This window comes from Pseudomonadota bacterium, assembly GCA_039028935.1.
Taxonomy (GTDB): domain Bacteria; phylum Pseudomonadota; class Gammaproteobacteria; order Steroidobacterales; family SZUA-146; genus SZUA-146.
This window is the reverse complement of sequence record JBCCHD010000003.1, coordinates 13,803-30,754: the sequence shown is the minus strand read 5'-3', so window position 1 is coordinate 30,754 and position 16,952 is coordinate 13,803. Positions and strand designations below refer to the sequence as shown.

General features: G+C 54.6%; 11 protein-coding genes and 15 tRNA genes. 22 read left to right on the top strand and 4 right to left on the bottom strand.

Translation table 11 applies throughout. From position 1 onward, the window contains the following. Nucleotides 1-197: 197 nt before the first annotated feature. Nucleotides 198-2,963, bottom strand: coding sequence for a bifunctional aconitate hydratase 2/2-methylisocitrate dehydratase (locus tag AAF465_02365; protein MEM7081549.1), 2,766 nt, complete (start codon nucleotides 2,961-2,963; stop codon nucleotides 198-200). A gap of 510 nt (nucleotides 2,964-3,473) precedes the next feature. Then, nucleotides 3,474-4,142, bottom strand: coding sequence for a hypothetical protein (locus AAF465_02360; protein MEM7081548.1), 669 nt, complete (start codon nucleotides 4,140-4,142; stop codon nucleotides 3,474-3,476). Nucleotides 4,143-4,359: 217 nt separating this feature from the next. Here AAF465_02360 and AAF465_02355 point away from each other — a divergent pair, with 217 nt between their 5' ends. Both AAF465_02355 and AAF465_02350 read left to right on the top strand, forming a co-directional pair. Next, on the top strand, nucleotides 4,360-6,252 hold the full coding sequence (locus tag AAF465_02355) for a winged helix-turn-helix domain-containing protein (GenBank protein MEM7081547.1): 1,893 nt from the start codon (nucleotides 4,360-4,362) through the stop codon (nucleotides 6,250-6,252). Nucleotides 6,253-6,332: 80 nt separating this feature from the next. Then, nucleotides 6,333-7,526 carry a hypothetical protein gene (locus AAF465_02350; protein MEM7081546.1) on the top strand — a complete coding sequence of 398 codons (1,194 nt, stop codon included), beginning with the start codon at nucleotides 6,333-6,335 and terminating at the stop codon, nucleotides 7,524-7,526. Nucleotides 7,527-7,595: 69 nt separating this feature from the next. Here the strand turns inward: AAF465_02350 and AAF465_02345 are convergent, their stop codons facing one another. Next, the gene (locus AAF465_02345; GenBank protein ID MEM7081545.1) at nucleotides 7,596-8,717 is read right to left on the bottom strand and encodes an alcohol dehydrogenase family protein; all 1,122 of its coding nucleotides are present in this window, start codon (nucleotides 8,715-8,717) and stop codon (nucleotides 7,596-7,598) included. A gap of 45 nt (nucleotides 8,718-8,762) precedes the next feature. Continuing rightward, a complete protein-coding gene (locus tag AAF465_02340; protein MEM7081544.1) occupies nucleotides 8,763-10,004 on the bottom strand; it encodes a hemolysin family protein in 1,242 nt (413 codons plus the stop codon). Nucleotides 10,005-10,183: 179 nt separating this feature from the next. Here AAF465_02340 and AAF465_02335 point away from each other — a divergent pair, with 179 nt between their 5' ends. The 20 genes from AAF465_02335 (at nucleotide 10,184) to AAF465_02240 (ending at nucleotide 16,317) form a co-directional block, all read left to right on the top strand. Continuing rightward, entirely contained in the window at nucleotides 10,184-10,942 is a 759-nt protein-coding gene (locus AAF465_02335; GenBank protein MEM7081543.1) for an SDR family NAD(P)-dependent oxidoreductase, read from the top strand. 359 nt (nucleotides 10,943-11,301) lie between these two features. Then, entirely contained in the window at nucleotides 11,302-11,598 is a 297-nt protein-coding gene (locus tag AAF465_02330) for a hypothetical protein (protein ID MEM7081542.1), read from the top strand. Then, complete coding sequence (gene acsF / locus AAF465_02325; protein ID MEM7081541.1) at nucleotides 11,595-12,725, top strand: magnesium-protoporphyrin IX monomethyl ester (oxidative) cyclase; 1,131 nt, start codon at nucleotides 11,595-11,597, stop codon at nucleotides 12,723-12,725. Before AAF465_02330 ends, acsF begins: the two co-directional genes overlap by 4 nt. 137 nt (nucleotides 12,726-12,862) lie before the next feature. After that, nucleotides 12,863-13,261, top strand: coding sequence for a hypothetical protein (locus tag AAF465_02320; protein MEM7081540.1), 399 nt, complete (start codon nucleotides 12,863-12,865; stop codon nucleotides 13,259-13,261). Between the two features lie 475 nt (nucleotides 13,262-13,736). Next, nucleotides 13,737-13,812: transfer RNA gene (locus tag AAF465_02315), tRNA-Lys, on the top strand. A gap of 5 nt (nucleotides 13,813-13,817) precedes the next feature. Continuing rightward, nucleotides 13,818-13,899: transfer RNA gene (locus AAF465_02310), tRNA-Tyr, on the top strand. Nucleotides 13,900-13,901: 2 nt separating this feature from the next. Continuing rightward, nucleotides 13,902-13,973 (top strand) — tRNA-Phe (locus AAF465_02305). A 1-nt stretch (nucleotide 13,974) separates the two neighbouring features. Further along, nucleotides 13,975-14,049 (top strand) — tRNA-Asn (locus AAF465_02300). Between the two features lie 35 nt (nucleotides 14,050-14,084). Continuing rightward, nucleotides 14,085-14,160, top strand: a tRNA-Ala gene (locus AAF465_02295). A 556-nt stretch (nucleotides 14,161-14,716) separates the two neighbouring features. After that, nucleotides 14,717-14,791, top strand: a tRNA-Lys gene (locus AAF465_02290). A 354-nt stretch (nucleotides 14,792-15,145) separates the two neighbouring features. Beyond that, nucleotides 15,146-15,220 (top strand) — tRNA-Asp (locus tag AAF465_02285). A 9-nt stretch (nucleotides 15,221-15,229) separates the two neighbouring features. Then, nucleotides 15,230-15,385, top strand: a tRNA-Glu gene (locus tag AAF465_02280). Nucleotides 15,386-15,403: 18 nt separating this feature from the next. Then, the gene (locus AAF465_02275; GenBank protein ID MEM7081539.1) at nucleotides 15,404-15,631 is read left to right on the top strand and encodes a hypothetical protein; all 228 of its coding nucleotides are present in this window, start codon (nucleotides 15,404-15,406) and stop codon (nucleotides 15,629-15,631) included. A gap of 6 nt (nucleotides 15,632-15,637) precedes the next feature. After that, a tRNA-Ile gene (locus AAF465_02270) sits at nucleotides 15,638-15,713 on the top strand. Nucleotides 15,714-15,718: 5 nt separating this feature from the next. Then, nucleotides 15,719-15,796: transfer RNA gene (locus AAF465_02265), tRNA-Pro, on the top strand. A 101-nt stretch (nucleotides 15,797-15,897) separates the two neighbouring features. Further along, nucleotides 15,898-15,972 (top strand) — tRNA-His (locus tag AAF465_02260). A 9-nt stretch (nucleotides 15,973-15,981) separates the two neighbouring features. Then, nucleotides 15,982-16,072 (top strand) — tRNA-Ser (locus AAF465_02255). A 3-nt stretch (nucleotides 16,073-16,075) separates the two neighbouring features. Next, nucleotides 16,076-16,152: transfer RNA gene (locus AAF465_02250), tRNA-Arg, on the top strand. Between the two features lie 15 nt (nucleotides 16,153-16,167). Continuing rightward, nucleotides 16,168-16,238, top strand: a tRNA-OTHER gene (locus AAF465_02245). Between the two features lie 3 nt (nucleotides 16,239-16,241). After that, nucleotides 16,242-16,317 (top strand) — tRNA-Val (locus AAF465_02240). Nucleotides 16,318-16,952 lie beyond the last annotated feature (635 nt).

The following is a 16,952-nucleotide window of genomic DNA, read 5'->3' as shown; positions in this document are numbered from 1 at the left end:
CGCAACGACCAGGCGAGACGGTGCGATCGCAGATTGCGCGCGGTAACGCCTCACGCGGCTCCCCTACTGTGCGGCACGATCGCGAAGTAGCGTGCTCGTCCACCGGTCATCAACGCGCCGCCTCGACACTGCGACGTATGCCCGCAGGGTGGCGCCAGAAACGGGTGAGCGGTGCCGGAGGCCATCGAATCTCGCGGTTAGCTCGGTGACGGTGGCGCGTACTTCGTGAGATTGATCCCGTCAACCGCCGCAATGTACTCGTCGGCGCTCGGTGTCCGGCCCAATATCGTGGAGAGCACAACCACCGGAGTTGACGCCAGCAGTGACTCCCCTTTCTTCTCATCGGCATCCTCAACCACTCGACCTTGGAACAAGCGTGTTGAGGTGGCCATCACCGTATCGCCCTTTTCGGCCTTTTCCTGGTTACCCATACACAAATTGCACCCGGGTCGCTCGAGATACATCATATTCTCATACCGGGTACGCGCGGCGTTCTTGGGTGCCTCATCATTAAATTCAAAACCAGAGTACTTTTGCAACACCGCCCAGTCGCCCTCTTCTTTGAGCTCATCAACTATGTTGTAGGTCGGTGGTGCCACGACCAGAGGCGCTTTGAACGTAATTTCGCCGCTCTGTTTTTCTAGATTCTGCAACATCTGCGAAATGATCTTCATGTCGCCTTTGTGCACCATGCACGAACCCACAAAACCTAGGTCGACTTTCTTTGTGCCCTTGTAATAGGAAATGGGTCGAATGGTGTCGTGGGTATAGCGCTTGGACACGTCGTCATTATTCACATCCGGATCAGCAATCATCGGCTCATTGATGACATCGAGATCAACGACGAACTCGGCAGAATATTGGGCGTTGTCGTCGGGAGACAGCGCCGGTTTTTCGCCACTTCGAATTTCGGCGATGCGCGCATCAGCCATATCGATTAAACCCTGTAGTGTTTGCCGCGCGTTATCCATCCCTTTGTCGATCATAATTTGAATGCGACTCTTCGCAATCTCGAGCGACTGAATGAGTGTCTCGTCCTCGGAAATACAAATGGAAGCCTTGGCCTTCATCTCAGCGGTCCAGTCGGTAAACGTGAACGCCTGATCCGCCAGTAAAGTGCCAATGTGCACTTCGATGATGCGTCCCTGAAACACGTTGTCGCCAAACTCTTTGAGCATTTGCGCCTGCGTGGCGTGTACGACATCACGAAAATCCATGTGATCCTTGAGCGTACCCTTGAAGGTGACTTTGACCGATTCTGGAATCGGCATGGTCGCTTCGCCAGTCGCCAACGCCAGCGCGACCGTACCGGAGTCGGCACCAAACGCCACCCCTTTGGACATGCGTGTATGTGAGTCGCCACCGATAATAACCGCCCAATCATCAACGGTGATGTCGTTGAGCACCTTATGAATCACATCGGTCATTGCGTGATACTGACCCTCGGGATCACGGGCCGTTATAAGGCCAAACTTGTTCATAAAGCTCATGAGTTTAGGAATGTTCTTCTGCGCTTTAAGGTCCCACACGGACGCGGTGTGGCACCCGGACTGATAGGCCCCATCCACCGTGGGCGAGATCACCGTAGCGGCCATCATCTCAAGCTCTTGTGAGGTCATCAGTCCTGTTGTGTCCTGCGAACCCACGATATTCACTTTCACACGCACGTCGGAACCGGCATGAAGCAGCTTGCCTGGAGTGACACCCAACGCGTTGCGATTGAAGATTTTCTCAACGGCGGTTAATCCCTGCCCTTCATGTGAAATCTCTTTCGAAGGCGCATAGACGGGTGGCACCTCAATGCCCAATACGCCTGCCGCAAACGTCTGCAGTTTTTTGCCAAACACAACCGCGTACGATCCGCCGGCTCGAATGAACTCCACTTTCTGCGGCGTTAACGCACGGGAAATATCCACCAGCTCTTCGCTGCCGTCTTCGTTATACAGCTTCTTAGTTTTAGTGTTGATCGTCAGCACTGTGCCCGTATCGATCGAATACACTTGCTCCAACACCGGCTCACCATCCTCGTCCAGTACCGGATTACCGTCGGTATCGAGTTTCTTGACCCAGTTATCAAAATCGATACCGATACCACCCGTGACTCCCACCGTAGTGAGAAAGATGGGCGAAATACCATTGGTGCCTCCGACAATTGGGGCAATATTGATAAACGGCACGTAGGGGCTCGCTTTGACCCCCGTCCACAGCGCAACGTTATTGACGCCTGACATACGCGATGAGCCTACGCCCATGGTGCCTTTCTCGGCCACCAGCATGACGCGTTTATCCGGGTGCTTTTCCTGCAGCGCCCGAATGTCCTGTTGAGCCTGCTCGCTGATCAGACATTTACCGTGTAGTTCGCGATCCGAGCGGGAGTGTGCCTGATTGCCCGGTGAAAGAAGGTCGGTCGACACATCGCCGATCGCGGCAACATAGGTGACGACTTGAGTCTTTTCCTCAACATCCGGTAGCTTTGTAAAGAACTCCGCCGCGGCGTAACTCTCAATAATGTCAGTCGCAATGGTGTGGCCGGCGTTATAGGCCGCCTCCAACCGCTCCGTGTCGGCCTCATACAGAAACACCTGCGTTTTGAGCACATCGCCGGCCTGCTGTGCGATGTCTGCATCGTCGCCAAGCGCCAAATCCAGCAGCACCTCAACGGACGGCCCGCCTTTCATGTGCGAAAGCAATTCGAACGCGAACGCCGGACGGATTTCGTCGACCACGACGTGGCCCAAAATGATGTTCTTGAGAAAGCGAGACTTCTCACCCGCAGCACTCGTCGTGCCGGGGAGTGTGTTGTAAATCAAAAACCGAAGCGACTCATCCCGATGCTTGTGATCGGGCACTTTGATTTGTTCGATGAGCTCCGCCACCAGCGCGGCGTCTTCGATGGGCTTGGCATGCAATCCCTGCTCTTTACGAGAATCAATCTCATTTAGGTAGTCTGTGTATAAACTCATAATTCGCCCAACACTTAATTATTTACGGCCCCATATTTGGGGGGCCGTATTATAGCAGCGAATGGTCGCGCCGTTAATCCAAACCCACTGAAATATCGAACATTTTAGTGGTGAATTATACCGGATAATCAAGGCCCTACGTGGTGCCAACAACACCTCTACGGATTTATCGCCAACCCGTTAACGAAAAACAGCCGTAGGCATTAACGAACGCCTGCTCGGACAACGGCGATGTTGAGCCCGGCGCGCTAAACGAGAAACACAACGAGCGACTCAGGCTTAGACACCAATCCATTTTCTGTGTCTCACCCCCTCGATGAGCTGTTCGACTATGGCCCACATGAAAAAGATCTGCCTCTTGTCACAGCAAGAGGCAGATCCAGTGTTGCGTCAGCGAATGCCAGACCTGTTTCCACGGGCATAACGACTCATTCGACAATCGATCGAATAGATCGGTGCGGCGCAACCTTGCACACCACTGCCGCTCAGGGCGGCTCGACGCGCGCGCGGTCACTCGATCATGAAGACCGCAACTGTTGACGGATAACCAAATTCACGCCCTTCGATACCTAAGTGGGGCGCGCCGGACAACGGGTCTTCTGGTGTCAATAGCTGACGAGCGAGTTGACGTTTGTCGCTCGTGTCAGCGGGACCATGACCAAACGCGAACAGCCAGACTTGTGAGCCTTCGCGCGGAGTAAAATCGCGCAGTGTGCCCGAGAACCGAACACGCTCTTGCGACTGTGCAATGGCGGAATCCATGCGACCAAAAACCACCAGAGGGTTGGCAAACTCACCCGATGGATCCATCGTAAAAAAATCAGCGAGACCGCAACTCCCGGCGTAGTCGGCCGGCTCAGGAAAGGGAATCACATCGGGCGCGGGCAACGGAAAGTTGGCGCAGGCAGCTGGGTCGTCGATGTAGACCCACCAGACTGTGTAGGCGTGATCCGGCGTCAGCCCATTGACGGACGCCGCCGCAAACAGCGTCTCGCCACGCTGACACAGTATGGCGCCTCCGCTGGTTTCGCTGCCCGTAATGCTACCCTCCCAAAAATCGACCATATCGGCATGATCACAGGAGCGAATGGCTAACGTGTCGGCCTTATCATTCGCCATCGCGCCGACAGTAATCGCCATAGAGGCCATCCACAGCACAAAGATCTTTGTTGTTTTCATCAGAATTCTCCACATAACTTATTGATTGAAGTGCAGCGAAACACCGTGGAGCGATTGCACTGCAATCACCGATGGCGGTCGCCGCAACTCAGACTGTTGAAATACGCTGGCCACGAACCGAAATCCGTCCGAAAAAAAGCTGAAAAATAGATGAACGAGAAATCAAGTTGCTGTAATAATTGAGTAAAATGGATGTCCTTACCGGGAATGCAACGCCTTGGAAAACACCCCACATCTCTATACCTTTGGCGAATTCACGCTTGATCTCACACGAGGCGAACTCACTCACGCCGACTTACCGGTCAAGCTGCGACCAAAATCGTTTCAGATGCTGCGCTATTTCATTGATCGACGTGGCGAGCTGGTCACGCGTGACGACCTGCTCACTGACCTGTGGGGCGATGTGGTGGTTACCGATGACTCCATCAATCAGTGCCTGGTCGACATACGCCGCGCCATCCACGACACCTCGCACGACAAGATTCGCACGGTGCATGGTCGGGGTTACGTGTTTGAAACGCCGGTTGTCGTCACAGAGTCGTTGGCGCCGATGGCAGACCGGTCGCTACCTAAGAGCACGAGAACATGGCTGTGGCGAGGAGCGTTACTGCTGATTACGGCAGGTGCGTTCTACGCGTTTGTTTCGCCGGTGTCGCAACGGGTTGTCAATGAGCAGCCTGTTAGCACACCGACTGCCGTCAACGCTGAGCCGACTACCATTGCCGTCTTGCCCTTTGTCGACATGAGTCCAGAGCAAAATCAAGCGTACTTTGCTGATGGAATATCAGAAGAGATTATTAACTTACTCGTTAAACTACCCGATGCGCGGGTTATTGCGAGAACATCTTCGTTCTCATTCCGAGGAGATCAGACGGCGATTGACGTGATCGCCGACCGCCTCAACGCCAGCCACATCGTCGAAGGCAGTGTGCGCAAAGACAATAATCAGATTCGCGTCACCGCACAATTAATTGACGCGCGGGACGGCACGCACATTTGGTCTGAAACATTCGACCGCAAGTTCGATAGTGTTTTCGCAATCCAAGATGAAATCGCGCGTTCCGTGGCGCGTTATACGCAGGGTGCGTTTATTGAGACCGCCTCGTCCAGCTCAATTGATCCCGAGGCCTACAGCCTATATTGGCGCGCGCATTACATCGCCAACACGCTGCAAACGGACAAGTATCCGCTAGCGATTGAACTGCTCGAGGAAGCGCTCGCTATTGAGCCGCACTATATTCAGGCCATCCAGCTGCTCGGTGTGTATCGATACGTTGAGCACGTCGGCGACCCATCGGCCAACACTGAGAAACTGTTTGAGGAACTGGAAGAAACCACTCGACAGTTGGTCGCGCTCGCGCCAAACGACATCCGCACGGTTCTTTGGCAAGCATTCATCGCAAGAACCAAGCCTGCCCCTGACTTCCAAAGGGCAGCCGATTTATACACCGACGCTTATCGCCTCGACCCCGACAATATCGAACTCTTACGCCATCTTTCCTCTTTCTTACGTGAGATCAACCGATTCGAAGATACGATACGGATCACTCACGCGGCTCTGAAACAAGATCCCCTCTGTACCTCGTGCCTTCACGCCCTCGGTACCGCCTACCGAGCCCTGGGGCAACCTGAAAACGTGATCCAATACCTAAGAGATTCCATCGCTTGGAATGCAGACCGAGAAACCGTCTATTGGTCCCTGGGCGCTGCGTTACTGCAGTCGGGTCGACCCCGCGAAGCCCTCGCGGCGTTTGGACAGGAACAAAACCGCGACTTAGCGGAACTGGGTTCGATCATGGCGCTTCACGATCTGGGGCAAACCGCCGAATTCGAACAGCGGTTTGCGGCGTATCGAAAAAGAAGTGAGGAAACGCTAGACGAAGCTATAGCACGCATCTACGCGTGGATCGGCGACACATCTAATTCCATCATGTGGTTGGAGAATGTGGTTAAAGATAGAAAACGGCACTCTTTAATCGACGTATTTGGCAATGGTTTTTATGACACACTCCGCCAAACTACCGAGTTTGATGAATTGATGAAGCGCCATGCTATCGATCTCTACGCAATGCGCGACATTGAGTTCAACATTGACATTCCCGACCCTTAGGAATTGGATCGTTTTTCCTGCTAGCCAACATCGTGCTTTTTGAACGCAGGCACCTGAGATTTTTGATTAATTAGAGGCTCGTGAATAAATCGATCGTACTGCTGCTCGTGATTGTATTACTCGGCCTCTTTGCGGCAGGGCTTCTTGGCAATGAGGGCTACACGAATGACCCCGACCCCGCGCCGCGCTCTTCTACCGCGCTGTTAGACAACGCCGGCGAATCGGCTCACGCAACTGACGCGCCGAAACTTCTGCCATCAAGTGCGCAGAACGAGATTCAACCAATAGAGGCTGCGCGCGCGGTTTCAATCGAAGCAGCCTGCCGGCGCGCAAACCCAAATCTGCACCCAGCCGTATCGCAAAAAGAGGCCGAGGAGCGTATTGAAGAGACCATTAAACGCGTGGATGAGGCGACGAAAGTGCTGCAAGGATATGGCATGCGGCAGCATCTCACGGCCCGTGCATTACTGACTCGATCAGCGCAATCGAAAGTGGATTTATTGGCTGCCGCTTTGACACAAGAACCCAACAACGTCGTCACCCTCTGGCATGCCGTCCGAGCGTGTCAAGCCGCCGTGGAGGCGCCGGCATGTCGCACCGAACAATGGCTGCAAACCCTAACTGAACTTGATTCAAGCAACGCTAACGTATGGCTACTCGACGCCCACCATCAGTTCAAGAATGGCAACAAACCCGAAGCATTGATTAGCCTGCAACGAGCTGAGATGTCGAGCGAAATGATGAATTATCGAACCGTAACAGCCCAACTCATTAATGCGGCGTTCGCGTCAACAGGACTACTCACCCAATCGGAGGAGTTGATCGCAGGTGGCGCGATTCATTTTGTTCGCGACCCACTTCTGAGCAAATATGGCCGCATGTGTCGCGACCTACAATCGGATCGCGACTGGGCAACCGCGTGTAGCAGAGTGTTCGAGCGAATTGCGCTTTCCCCTTTGGGTTTCGGTGACGCTGAGCGCGCAAATCGTTATCGCGTGGCGGCACTCACTGCTCTTGGCGATGAGGACGCGGCAGACACAGCACGAGCGCAGTTTGAAGAACGGCTTTCTGTAATCGGTGGCGAACCTGAATTTTCAGACGACGCGGTTTTGGGTTGGCTTGTGGCGAACCCTGACTTACTCAATCGCTTTTTTTGGACAATGATGGAAGAGGGCGAAGTCGGTGGCGTACGTTACTTGATCAACGAGCTCGGCGACGAAGTGTTCTTTCCGAACAAACCATCCTGCAAGAACGTCCTAGGCACCGCCGAGTAGGGCCCAAGCACCTATTATTCGAGGTTGGCGCAACCTCGCGTGGCCACTCCATAACTCACAATAGCCCCTTTACGCAGACGGGCCCACGTGGTTGATAGTTAGAACAAATTTGCCTACGTGCTGTTTGAGCATAAATTCCTTCTGGGCGTTCACGATATCTGAGAGTTCGAACGTTTTGGCCAGCAAAGGGCGGATTTCACCGTCTTCAATATAACGAACAAGGTTTGGAAACACAGGCTCATCCCACGCCGTGCAGCCGATAAGATTGAGGTCTTTCAAATAGAAATCGCGCATATCGAGTGCCACCACGGGGCCGGCAATAGCGCCGGAAGAGGTATAACGACCACCCCGTTTTAGCAGTTTCAGCATACTGCCAAATTGGGCGCCGGCGACATTATCGACCACCACATCAAATGCGTTTTCTCCAAACGACGCCTCAAGATCTGTGTCTCGCGCGACAACCGCATCGGCGCCGAGTGCGGCTACGTCGGCAAGTTTGGCGCGACCGGCAATCGCCGTGACATGCGCACCGCGACGCTTCGCCAGCTGCACGGCCGCCGACCCGACCCCGCCTGAAGCGCCAGTGATCAACACTCTCGAACGACCACTCACCGCGCTGCGATGTAACATGTTCTCGGCGGTCGCATAGGCGCAGGGTATGGTGGCTAACTCCGCGTCACTCCAATCGCAATCCACGGCAAAAATCTCCGTGGCGGGTACCACCACAAATTCGGCAAACGCACCGTCAAAATCCGACGCCATCCAGTGATTTTCATACGAGTCGAACCCCTCGGGGCGCATACACGCGCGCACCAATACGCGCTTGCTCAGCCACTCCGTTGACACGTCAGCGCCTACTCGTACTACTTCGCCACAGCAATCCGTTCCCTGTATAAACGGAAACGGTGTGGCCGCATTCCACCCACCGTCTTGTCGTTCGACGGATTCATTTTGTTGCGACTCCGCCGTATCACTGGTCGCCCCATCTACGTCGCTCGAATACCAGCCAAGGCGCGTGTTGATTTCCGTGTTATTGATACCGGCTGCCAACACCTTGAGCAACACGTCACCCGACTGAGGTTGTGGTATCGGCACACGACGATAAACGAGCTTCTCGTAGCCGCCGTTGCCCATGGTCACCACGGCGTTCATGGTTGGCTCGCCGCCGCTTACATCAAATCGATCGGACATTTGTGGTTACATTCCTATTGGACACATCACATCGAGAGAGTGGTTTTAGTCGTCGTTCGGTGCAGGACGAATTTTAACCAATTCAGCGCGGCGCTCGTTGGCCCGAATCACCTCCAGCTCATAGCCCTGCCACGCGACCTTATCGCCCGTTTTGGGCAATCGGTCGAGCAATTCGGTAATCAAACCACCCAGCGATACGGCCGGTTCATCCGGCTGCCAGGGCACCTCGAGAAACGCACAGACCCGTCGAAGATCGGCTTGCGCGGGGGCTTCCACGGCCCCATCCGATAAGCGCACCAAGCCTTTTGCAGGACGGTCGCTTTCGTCGAACATCTCACCGACGATTTCTTCGAGTACATCTTCGTTCGTGACGATCCCGGTAAACGTACCGTATTCATCCACAACGATCGCCATGTGGTTACGCACCTCCTGAAAACGGCGCAAGAGCGTATCGGCGGCGAGCGTTTCCGGCACGATCATCGGTTCGCGCAGCAACGCCTGCCAGTCAATCGGTTGCGACGGGTTACGGTGCAAGTGAAGCAATAGCTCCTTGGTCAGAACGATGCCAACAATCTCATCCGGATCCTCTGTCCCGGTGACCGGAAACCGACTGTAGAGCGTGGTCTCCACGATTCTCGCGACATCATCACGATCTTGCGCCATGGACAGAACAGTCACCCGAGGTCGCGGCACCATCACCGCTTCTGCATCGAGTTGCTGAAGCTGTGTGGCACCCGTGATCATTGACGCGGTGCGGCGCGCCACTGAGCCCTCCTGCCGACCCAGCGCGGCCAGTAAGCGAATTTCCTCCGCCGAGGTAATATTCGGATCATTATCGCCCCGTAGCGCACGGGACAAACGACTGCTCAACATGACAAACGGTTTGAGCACCAGCGTGAAAATCCAGATGCCATAGGCCACTGGACCAGCCAGGTGCTTGGAAAAGGTCACGCCAAGGGTTTTTGGAATAATCTCAGTGAACAGCAGCACGGCAATCGTGAAAACGATCGTAAATACCCAAAGCGTTGACTGATCGAACACGTCACCGTACGTCGCGCCAGCCACAGCAGCACCAACGGTGTGGGCGATGGTGTTGACGATCAGGATAGCCGCAATCGGAATATCAATGTCGCTTTTAAAGCGCGCCATCAAATAACCACTGCGTCGCCCCTGCTGCTTTAGCGACTCCACCTGCGCATGGCCAAGCGACAGCAGCACCGACTCAAAAATCGAGCACAAAAATGAAAATACCAGGGCCGCAGATACAGCCAAAGTAAAGGCGAGCATGATGACTCCAAAGACGATGAACGACCGATCGATCATAACACCGCACACCGCGCTCTGGCCTCATTTCGACCCTGCCCTTTCGACGGCTAAGCGCTGTTCGACCCTACTCCTTCGCTTCGGTAGAATCGCGCCTGAGTCCAGCAATTTGCACCCACCCAACTACCCACAAGGCCTACGATATGAACGATCCGAAACACATTCTCATCACCGGCGCGAGCAGCGGTATCGGCGAGGCATTAGCGGAAGGCTATGCCGGCCCCGGTATCACACTGCAGCTTTCGGGACGCAATGAAGAGCGCTTGGAGTCCGTTGCCGAAGGCGCACGCGCAAAGGGCGCCACGGTCCATACCAAAGTGATTGATGTTGCCGACCGTGATGCCATGGCCGCGTGGATTGCCCAGGCAGATGATGGGTTACCTCTGGATTTGGTCATTGCTAACGCCGGCGTCGGGTTAAGCCAAAAAGACGCGCCGACACTGGCCGAGATCGCCGACAAAACATTCGATATTAACGTGCATGGCGTGTTTCACACCGTGCATCCGGCACTCGAACGGATGGTGCCGCGCCGTCGTGGGCAAGTCGCGATCAACGCGTCGATCGCTGGCTTTGTGGGTATGCCGGGCGCCGCCCCGTATGCAGCGAGCAAGGCCGCCGTTCGCAGTTACGGTGAAGGTCTTCGCGGAGCTTACCATCGGCGCAATGTGCAGGTGAATGTAATCTGCCCAGGGTTCGTGGTGAGTCGCATGACCAATCAAAATAAATTTCGCATGCCGTTCTTGATGGACACCGATAAGGCAGCGCGCATCATCATGCGCGGCCTGGCGCGTAACAAAGCGCGCATCGCCTTTCCCTGGCAAACCTACTGGTCGATCCGTTTGTTGCAAATGTTGCCGGTCGCACTGGCCGATCGGTTATTACGGCGCTCACCCACCAAATAATCGCTGTTCTTTTCCATACACAGGCGCGGGCCGCCCCCATGGCCAGCGCCTTCTATGCCCCTCCGAGCGGCCTCAAAACCACCGATAACACCCTGAATATCCGATAATTAACTCCCGGTCCGCCACGCGCACTGTCGCGTCAGCGTCAGCGCGCTTGCTATCTATGCTGCACAGCCACATCTGTCGCTTCAACTTGACAGTTGTCAATTTATATTTACACTTTAATTTGAAATGCCAGCCTTACGTTTTGCTGAACCGTAAGGCGGTGTCAATGCGACAGACTCGCCGCTCCGAATCGGTCGAATGGGGGCATTAACGTCAACCGATTCACTCTACGCGGTCTATAAGAGGGACACACCATGGGGCTCTTTACCCGCCAAATCGAAACCGCACCCTGCGAAGTCGAAGTCAGTCATTGTTTTGACAGCCTTCATGCACACGTAAAATTTCTCAACGGTGCCATCGTTCATCCTGGTGATGAAGTGGTTGTACATGGCAATCCGGTTATGGCCCCCTACGGTGTCGTTGTGGTTGAAAAACGCACAGCAACTATTACCCGTGCGTCGAAACTCGAGCAAATGTGGACGCGCTTGACGGGTGATCTGGAAATGATGGAGTTGTGCGAATTCTCGTTCAGCGAAGAGGTGTCGGTATGAGCGCCGTAAAAGAATCGGTCGTACAACACTCGGCCGATGCCACCACGGTCGAAGACGCGCTTGACTCCGCCAACTATCGCCAAGCCATTGTCGACGGCGAGCAGGCTACCGAGGTGGCCATGCAGAACACCTTACTCACGCCACGATTCTATACCACCGATTTTGATGCACTCGATGCCATTGACGTCAGCCCCGTGCGCAAAGACTGGGACGAGCTAATCGAACGCCTAGAGTCGGATGTTAATCGCGGGCATTTTAAGAAAAACGACGAATGGGACCACGTTGACTGGGACACTATGGAGCCCCGTCTCAAAGCGGAGTTTATCGATTTTCTGATATCTTCGTGTACGGCGGAGTTCTCGGGTTGCGTGCTGTATAAAGAAATGAAACGCCGGGGTAAAAACAAAGACATCACCACGCTGTTTCAGCTCATGGCACGTGACGAGGCCCGTCACGCCGGCTTTATCAACGACGCCCTGCGCGAAGCCGGTATTGCGGTTAACCTCGGCTTCTTGACTAAGAAAAAGAAGTACACGTTCTTCAAACCGAAGTTCATTTTTTACGCGACCTATCTATCGGAGAAAATCGGCTACGCACGCTATATCACTATATTCCGCCATCTAGAAGAAAATCCACAACATCGATTCCACCCCATCTTTAAGTGGTTTAAAGAGTGGTGCAACGATGAGTTTGGCCATGGCGAAGCGTTTGCCCTTTTGATGAAGACCGATCCGAAGCTCACACGCGGCATCAATGTGTTTTGGATTAAGTTTTTTCTTACTGCCGTCTACGCCACCATGTTTGTGCGTGATCATCAACGGCCGGCATTTCATAAAGCACTCGGCGTTGATACCGATTGGTACGCTCAGGAAGTGTTCTTCAAAACGAATGAAATTTCCAAACAAGTGTTCCCACTGGTGCTGGATATCGACCACCCTCGTTGGATGAAGACCCTACACCGGCTGCAAAAAGCCAATGCCGATTTAGCCGAATCCAAACAAAACGGCCAAGTCTTTAAACGACTCTCTGCCTCGGCGCGTGCCGCGCTTGCCTTTGCGTCGTTGATCACGATACCGGCAATCAAGAATGAAGTGCCTGCTGACACTCGGTTGGAACCCTGCTACTAACCCATCTGTTTCCATCGCTTCTAGTCACTGTTCACGCGAGGCCCAACCGGTTTCCAAACGAGTGTGCACGCTCTGATTTAGCATAACGGCCATTCTCGAGTACACTGGCGCACTCCCAATGGCCAAGTGGATCTTGCGTGTCAGACGAACCACAAAACATCGCTGAGCGTATCCGTGCCGCTCGCCTTCGAGCCCGCATGGAGCCGGCGGCGCTTCGCGCGGCGCTGCGGGAATACGGCATCGATCTATCTAAAACCGGGCTACATCGCCTAGAGACCACCGAACCTAAGAACCCGAACTTAAAGATCATTGAGGCAATCGCTGAGATCACTCGTGTGTCGCCAGGTTGGATACTGTTCGGTAAAGGGCCCTCTATTCCCGAAAAGGAAGTCGGCGCCGCGATACGTGGACGGGTCGTCGATACCATTGAACTGATGAGCGGCGCGCTCGATTTAACCGCTCGACAACAATCGACCATTCAAAACTGGCTCAAATCCGTTCGCGAAACACAGCCTAAGAAAATAAAAAAACCTTAGCAATCAGACGCGGTTCACTTTTTCGGGACATTTGTTCACTTTAACTGTTGACATGTTTCAACGGTTGCGTATACTGCCGTCCACTATGAAAAACGTCATATCACAACTTTGGTTATCCACCGTCCTGTGTCGGCATAGTCGTGCCCACGCAATCGACCTCGCACGCCTGTCCGGCAAACCCGGCTGGCTCGCGCAGCGCGCGTATAACCGTTTTGATTCACTCGCCGCGAATAGCGGAGAACCGATGACGTAGCCTTTTAACGCATTCCGTGTGCTGAGAGGCTCGATTTTCGAACCTCTCAGGGACACTCCGAATAGGAAACCCCGGTAGGTTCACACCCACCGGGGTTTTTTATTACCCAGGTGTTTGCTCTTTAACAATGCAGATTGTGTAAACGTTGGGGCGGAGTCTCTCACAGAGAGAGGCTGCGGCACTTTGACCCGGCTGCGCGCTTGCGCTCGCCCCAACCTATTCGCTGACGTAGCTCAACCGGCAGAGCCGCTGCCTTTTAAGCAGCAGGATGGGAGTTCGACGCTCTCCGTCAGCACCAGTTTCGGAAAGGCTGTCAATGGCGAGACGCGCTGGCTGTAATCCAGTGACCGCATCGGTCTTGTAGGTTCAACTCCTACCCTTTCCACCGAATCGGTAGCTCAAGTGGTAGAGCGGTCGGCTGAAGCCCGACAGCCCGCTCAACTCCAACCCGATTCACCAGTGGCATGTAGCTCAATGGTAGAGCGTCCGCCTGTTAAGCGGGAAGGTGCGGGTTCGAATCCAGCTGTGCCAGCCAGTTTTGAGGTGAGTGGTAAATACACCATTCTTTTCGGGGGATTAGTTCAGCTGGCAGAACGTCGTCTTTGCAAGGCGAATGCGCGCGGTTCGAATCCGCGATCCTCCACCATATTCTTACCCAACCATTTGGGTAGACCAGTCGGGTCCATTCGCAATGACAAGCGCGACGAGTCTCGTTTGTCATCAAGAATGAATCAGGCAGAGGGGCCTGGCCCCGATAACCGTCAGCGATGGCGGGAAAGGAACACAACCACGGTGTTTCGCCGAAAAGGATTTTCGGTCAATCCAGGCAAGTTCGGCCTCCAGTTGTTCTCGGCACCGCCGGGAATAGCGGCCAAGCGATACGCGGAAGTAGTGTATTTACGCACAGGCAAACGCCTGGAATGCGGGTACATCAAAGAACACGTGGTGGTGCAACCCGCGATACCGACATCGTCAACCGTGAGAGGTAACGAATAGTGCAGACAAGTGTGAGCCTTGCTGGCAAGCGCGTCTGTGCAGAGGTCTGGGGTTCTGGTGTGCAGCCAGCGTCCTCGGCGTCAGTTTAGTAGCCGGCAGGTGAACGACATTCGGCGTGTTGTATTTTGTTACTCAAAAGGTAACGAAGCGACAGAGGTGCGCACGTCGCAGTGGAACTATCTCGCCTGTTTCCCACAGGCTGGATGGCGTTTTTAGCTCAGAGGTAGAGCTATCGACTCTTAATCGATTGGTCGCAGGTTCGAATCCTGCACTACGCTCCATTAGAGAAACGCAAAGACGCACCTCGGCACGCCTCGAAAGTGGCTTAAGGCCGAAGCCCTCGGGCAATTCGGCGGTTTAGGCAGTCGCAAGCTGGCTGAACCTTGGCAGCACGCCGCACGGTTGGGTAGCCCCCATTTAGAGCCTCGCAGGGCTCACGGTAAGCAAACTGCCGATTAGACGCGTGCAATGAGTGACTCGCCACACTCTTTAAAAAAGGCAGTCACGACGATCGACGATCACGCTCGCTGCTCGCGAGGTGGTGGTGGACACGCAGGCAAGCGTTGCCGGGCAGGTAACGCGTACTCCTGCTAACGGGTCGTCACCAACGGCGTAGTCTCAGCCGTCTCTTATTCGCCGCGGTAGCTCAACGGCAGAGCGTCGGATTGTCTATCCGAACGATGTCGGTTCGAATCCGATCCGTGGCGCCACTTTTTAATGATCCGGTAGGCGAATGGTTAAGCCGCGAGGCCTTCATCCTCGAGATTGCAGGTTCGATCGATTGCACCGCAATCAACGACGAGCGGCGTAGCCGTGAGGCCCGCAGGGTCTAAACAGCCCTAAGGCTGTTTCGATCACCCCTGTCCGGGTCACCAAACAACAAGGAAAGCAGCATGAACATCAAAGACATTGTTAGAGGCAACACGGTTCGCTTCGTTCGATACCGTCAGGGCGTCGCCTACTACGGCGTTGATATTCCTAAACGTGGCGCATACCTGTTTCCCGTTCCGCTGGAAGACGTGGGAGGCGCCACGCTTGAACTTGAGGACAAAGCCGTTATGTATATGCGCTATATCCGTCGCGCAATGGCTGATGGATCGTTTGTTCCGGTGCTTTCCTGATCACAGAGACCGATAGCTCAGCCAGTAGAGCGCGCGACTGATAATCGCGAGGTCGGCTGTGCAAATCAGCCTCGGTCTACCACTCTTCTGGAAGTAGCTCAGCCTGGTCAGAGTACTCGGTTTGGAACCGAGAGGCCGCTGGTTCGAATCCAGCCTTTCAGACCAATTTTTTTGGAGACTCGCAAGGTCGGCGTGCTTAGCCGGTTTGAACCCGGCGATGTCTTAACGGATGTGGGGGTTCGATCCCCTCAGTCTCCGCCAGTGTGGTGAATGTAGCTTAACGGCAAAGCCCCAGGTCGTGACCCTGGTTGATATCGGTTCAACTCCGTTCATTCGCCCCAAACATGCATGGAGAAGTGGCCGAGTGGTTTATGGCGTTTGTTTGCTAAACAAAAAAGGGTTGGAAACCCTACCCAGGTTCGAATCCTGGCTTCTCCGCCATCACCGCCTGTAGCTCAGTGGGATAGAGCGGCTGGCTTCGAACCAGCAGGTCGGGGGTTTGAGTCCCTCCAGGCGGTCCAGTTTTTTCGTTTTTTTGAGAGGGAGGCGGTCTCAGGCGGGGCTCATAACCCCGCACGCGCCGGTTCGAATCCGGCCCTCTCGACCATATTGTCCGATAGCTCAGTTGGAAGAGCACCGTTCTCACACAGCGGAGGTCGTTGGTTCGATTCCAACTCGGACAACCAGGGTTGGGCCCGCGAGCGGCGTTCTATGGTTCGGGTTTTGATCCCGTCCGGCGCACTCACGCCCCCATCGCACGGTGTGTACCGAGCGTATCGTTAGCACTCAACCGCCACTTGGAAATTAGCTCAGTCGGTTAGAGCATCAGATCAGAATCTGAAAGTCGCAAGTTCGATTCTTGCATTTCCCACCAAGCCTTCCAAAGGCCTAACGGTAAAGGCGAAAGCCTGCGGTTCGAATCCGCTCCTCTGGCGAGGAATATCGCCCCATCCGCGTCAGCCACCGGCGGATCATGTGCTTCGGTACATGCTCTGCAACGCTTGTGCGACCGACTCGTGTCCCGCCGCACTGTTCCGGCTGTGGGTCCGCCCTACGTTAGTTGTCATTCGTTCAAGGACCGAACGCTTGGAATACAGGAAGGCTCCTCGAGCCTATCTCGATGGCAACCAGCATTGGGTACACACACCGCTCGCTCAGTCGGCGCCGCGATTCCGTTGTACGACCGTGGTGGCTGGCGCTCCCTATTTTTACATCAAGAAACGCCTTGATGCTCATCCCATTCACAACAAAAAGGAGGTGATCAGGCATGGCTGGTCTTAGTCGGCTGGCAGAAGTCGAACGTCGTATTGCAAAGCAAAAG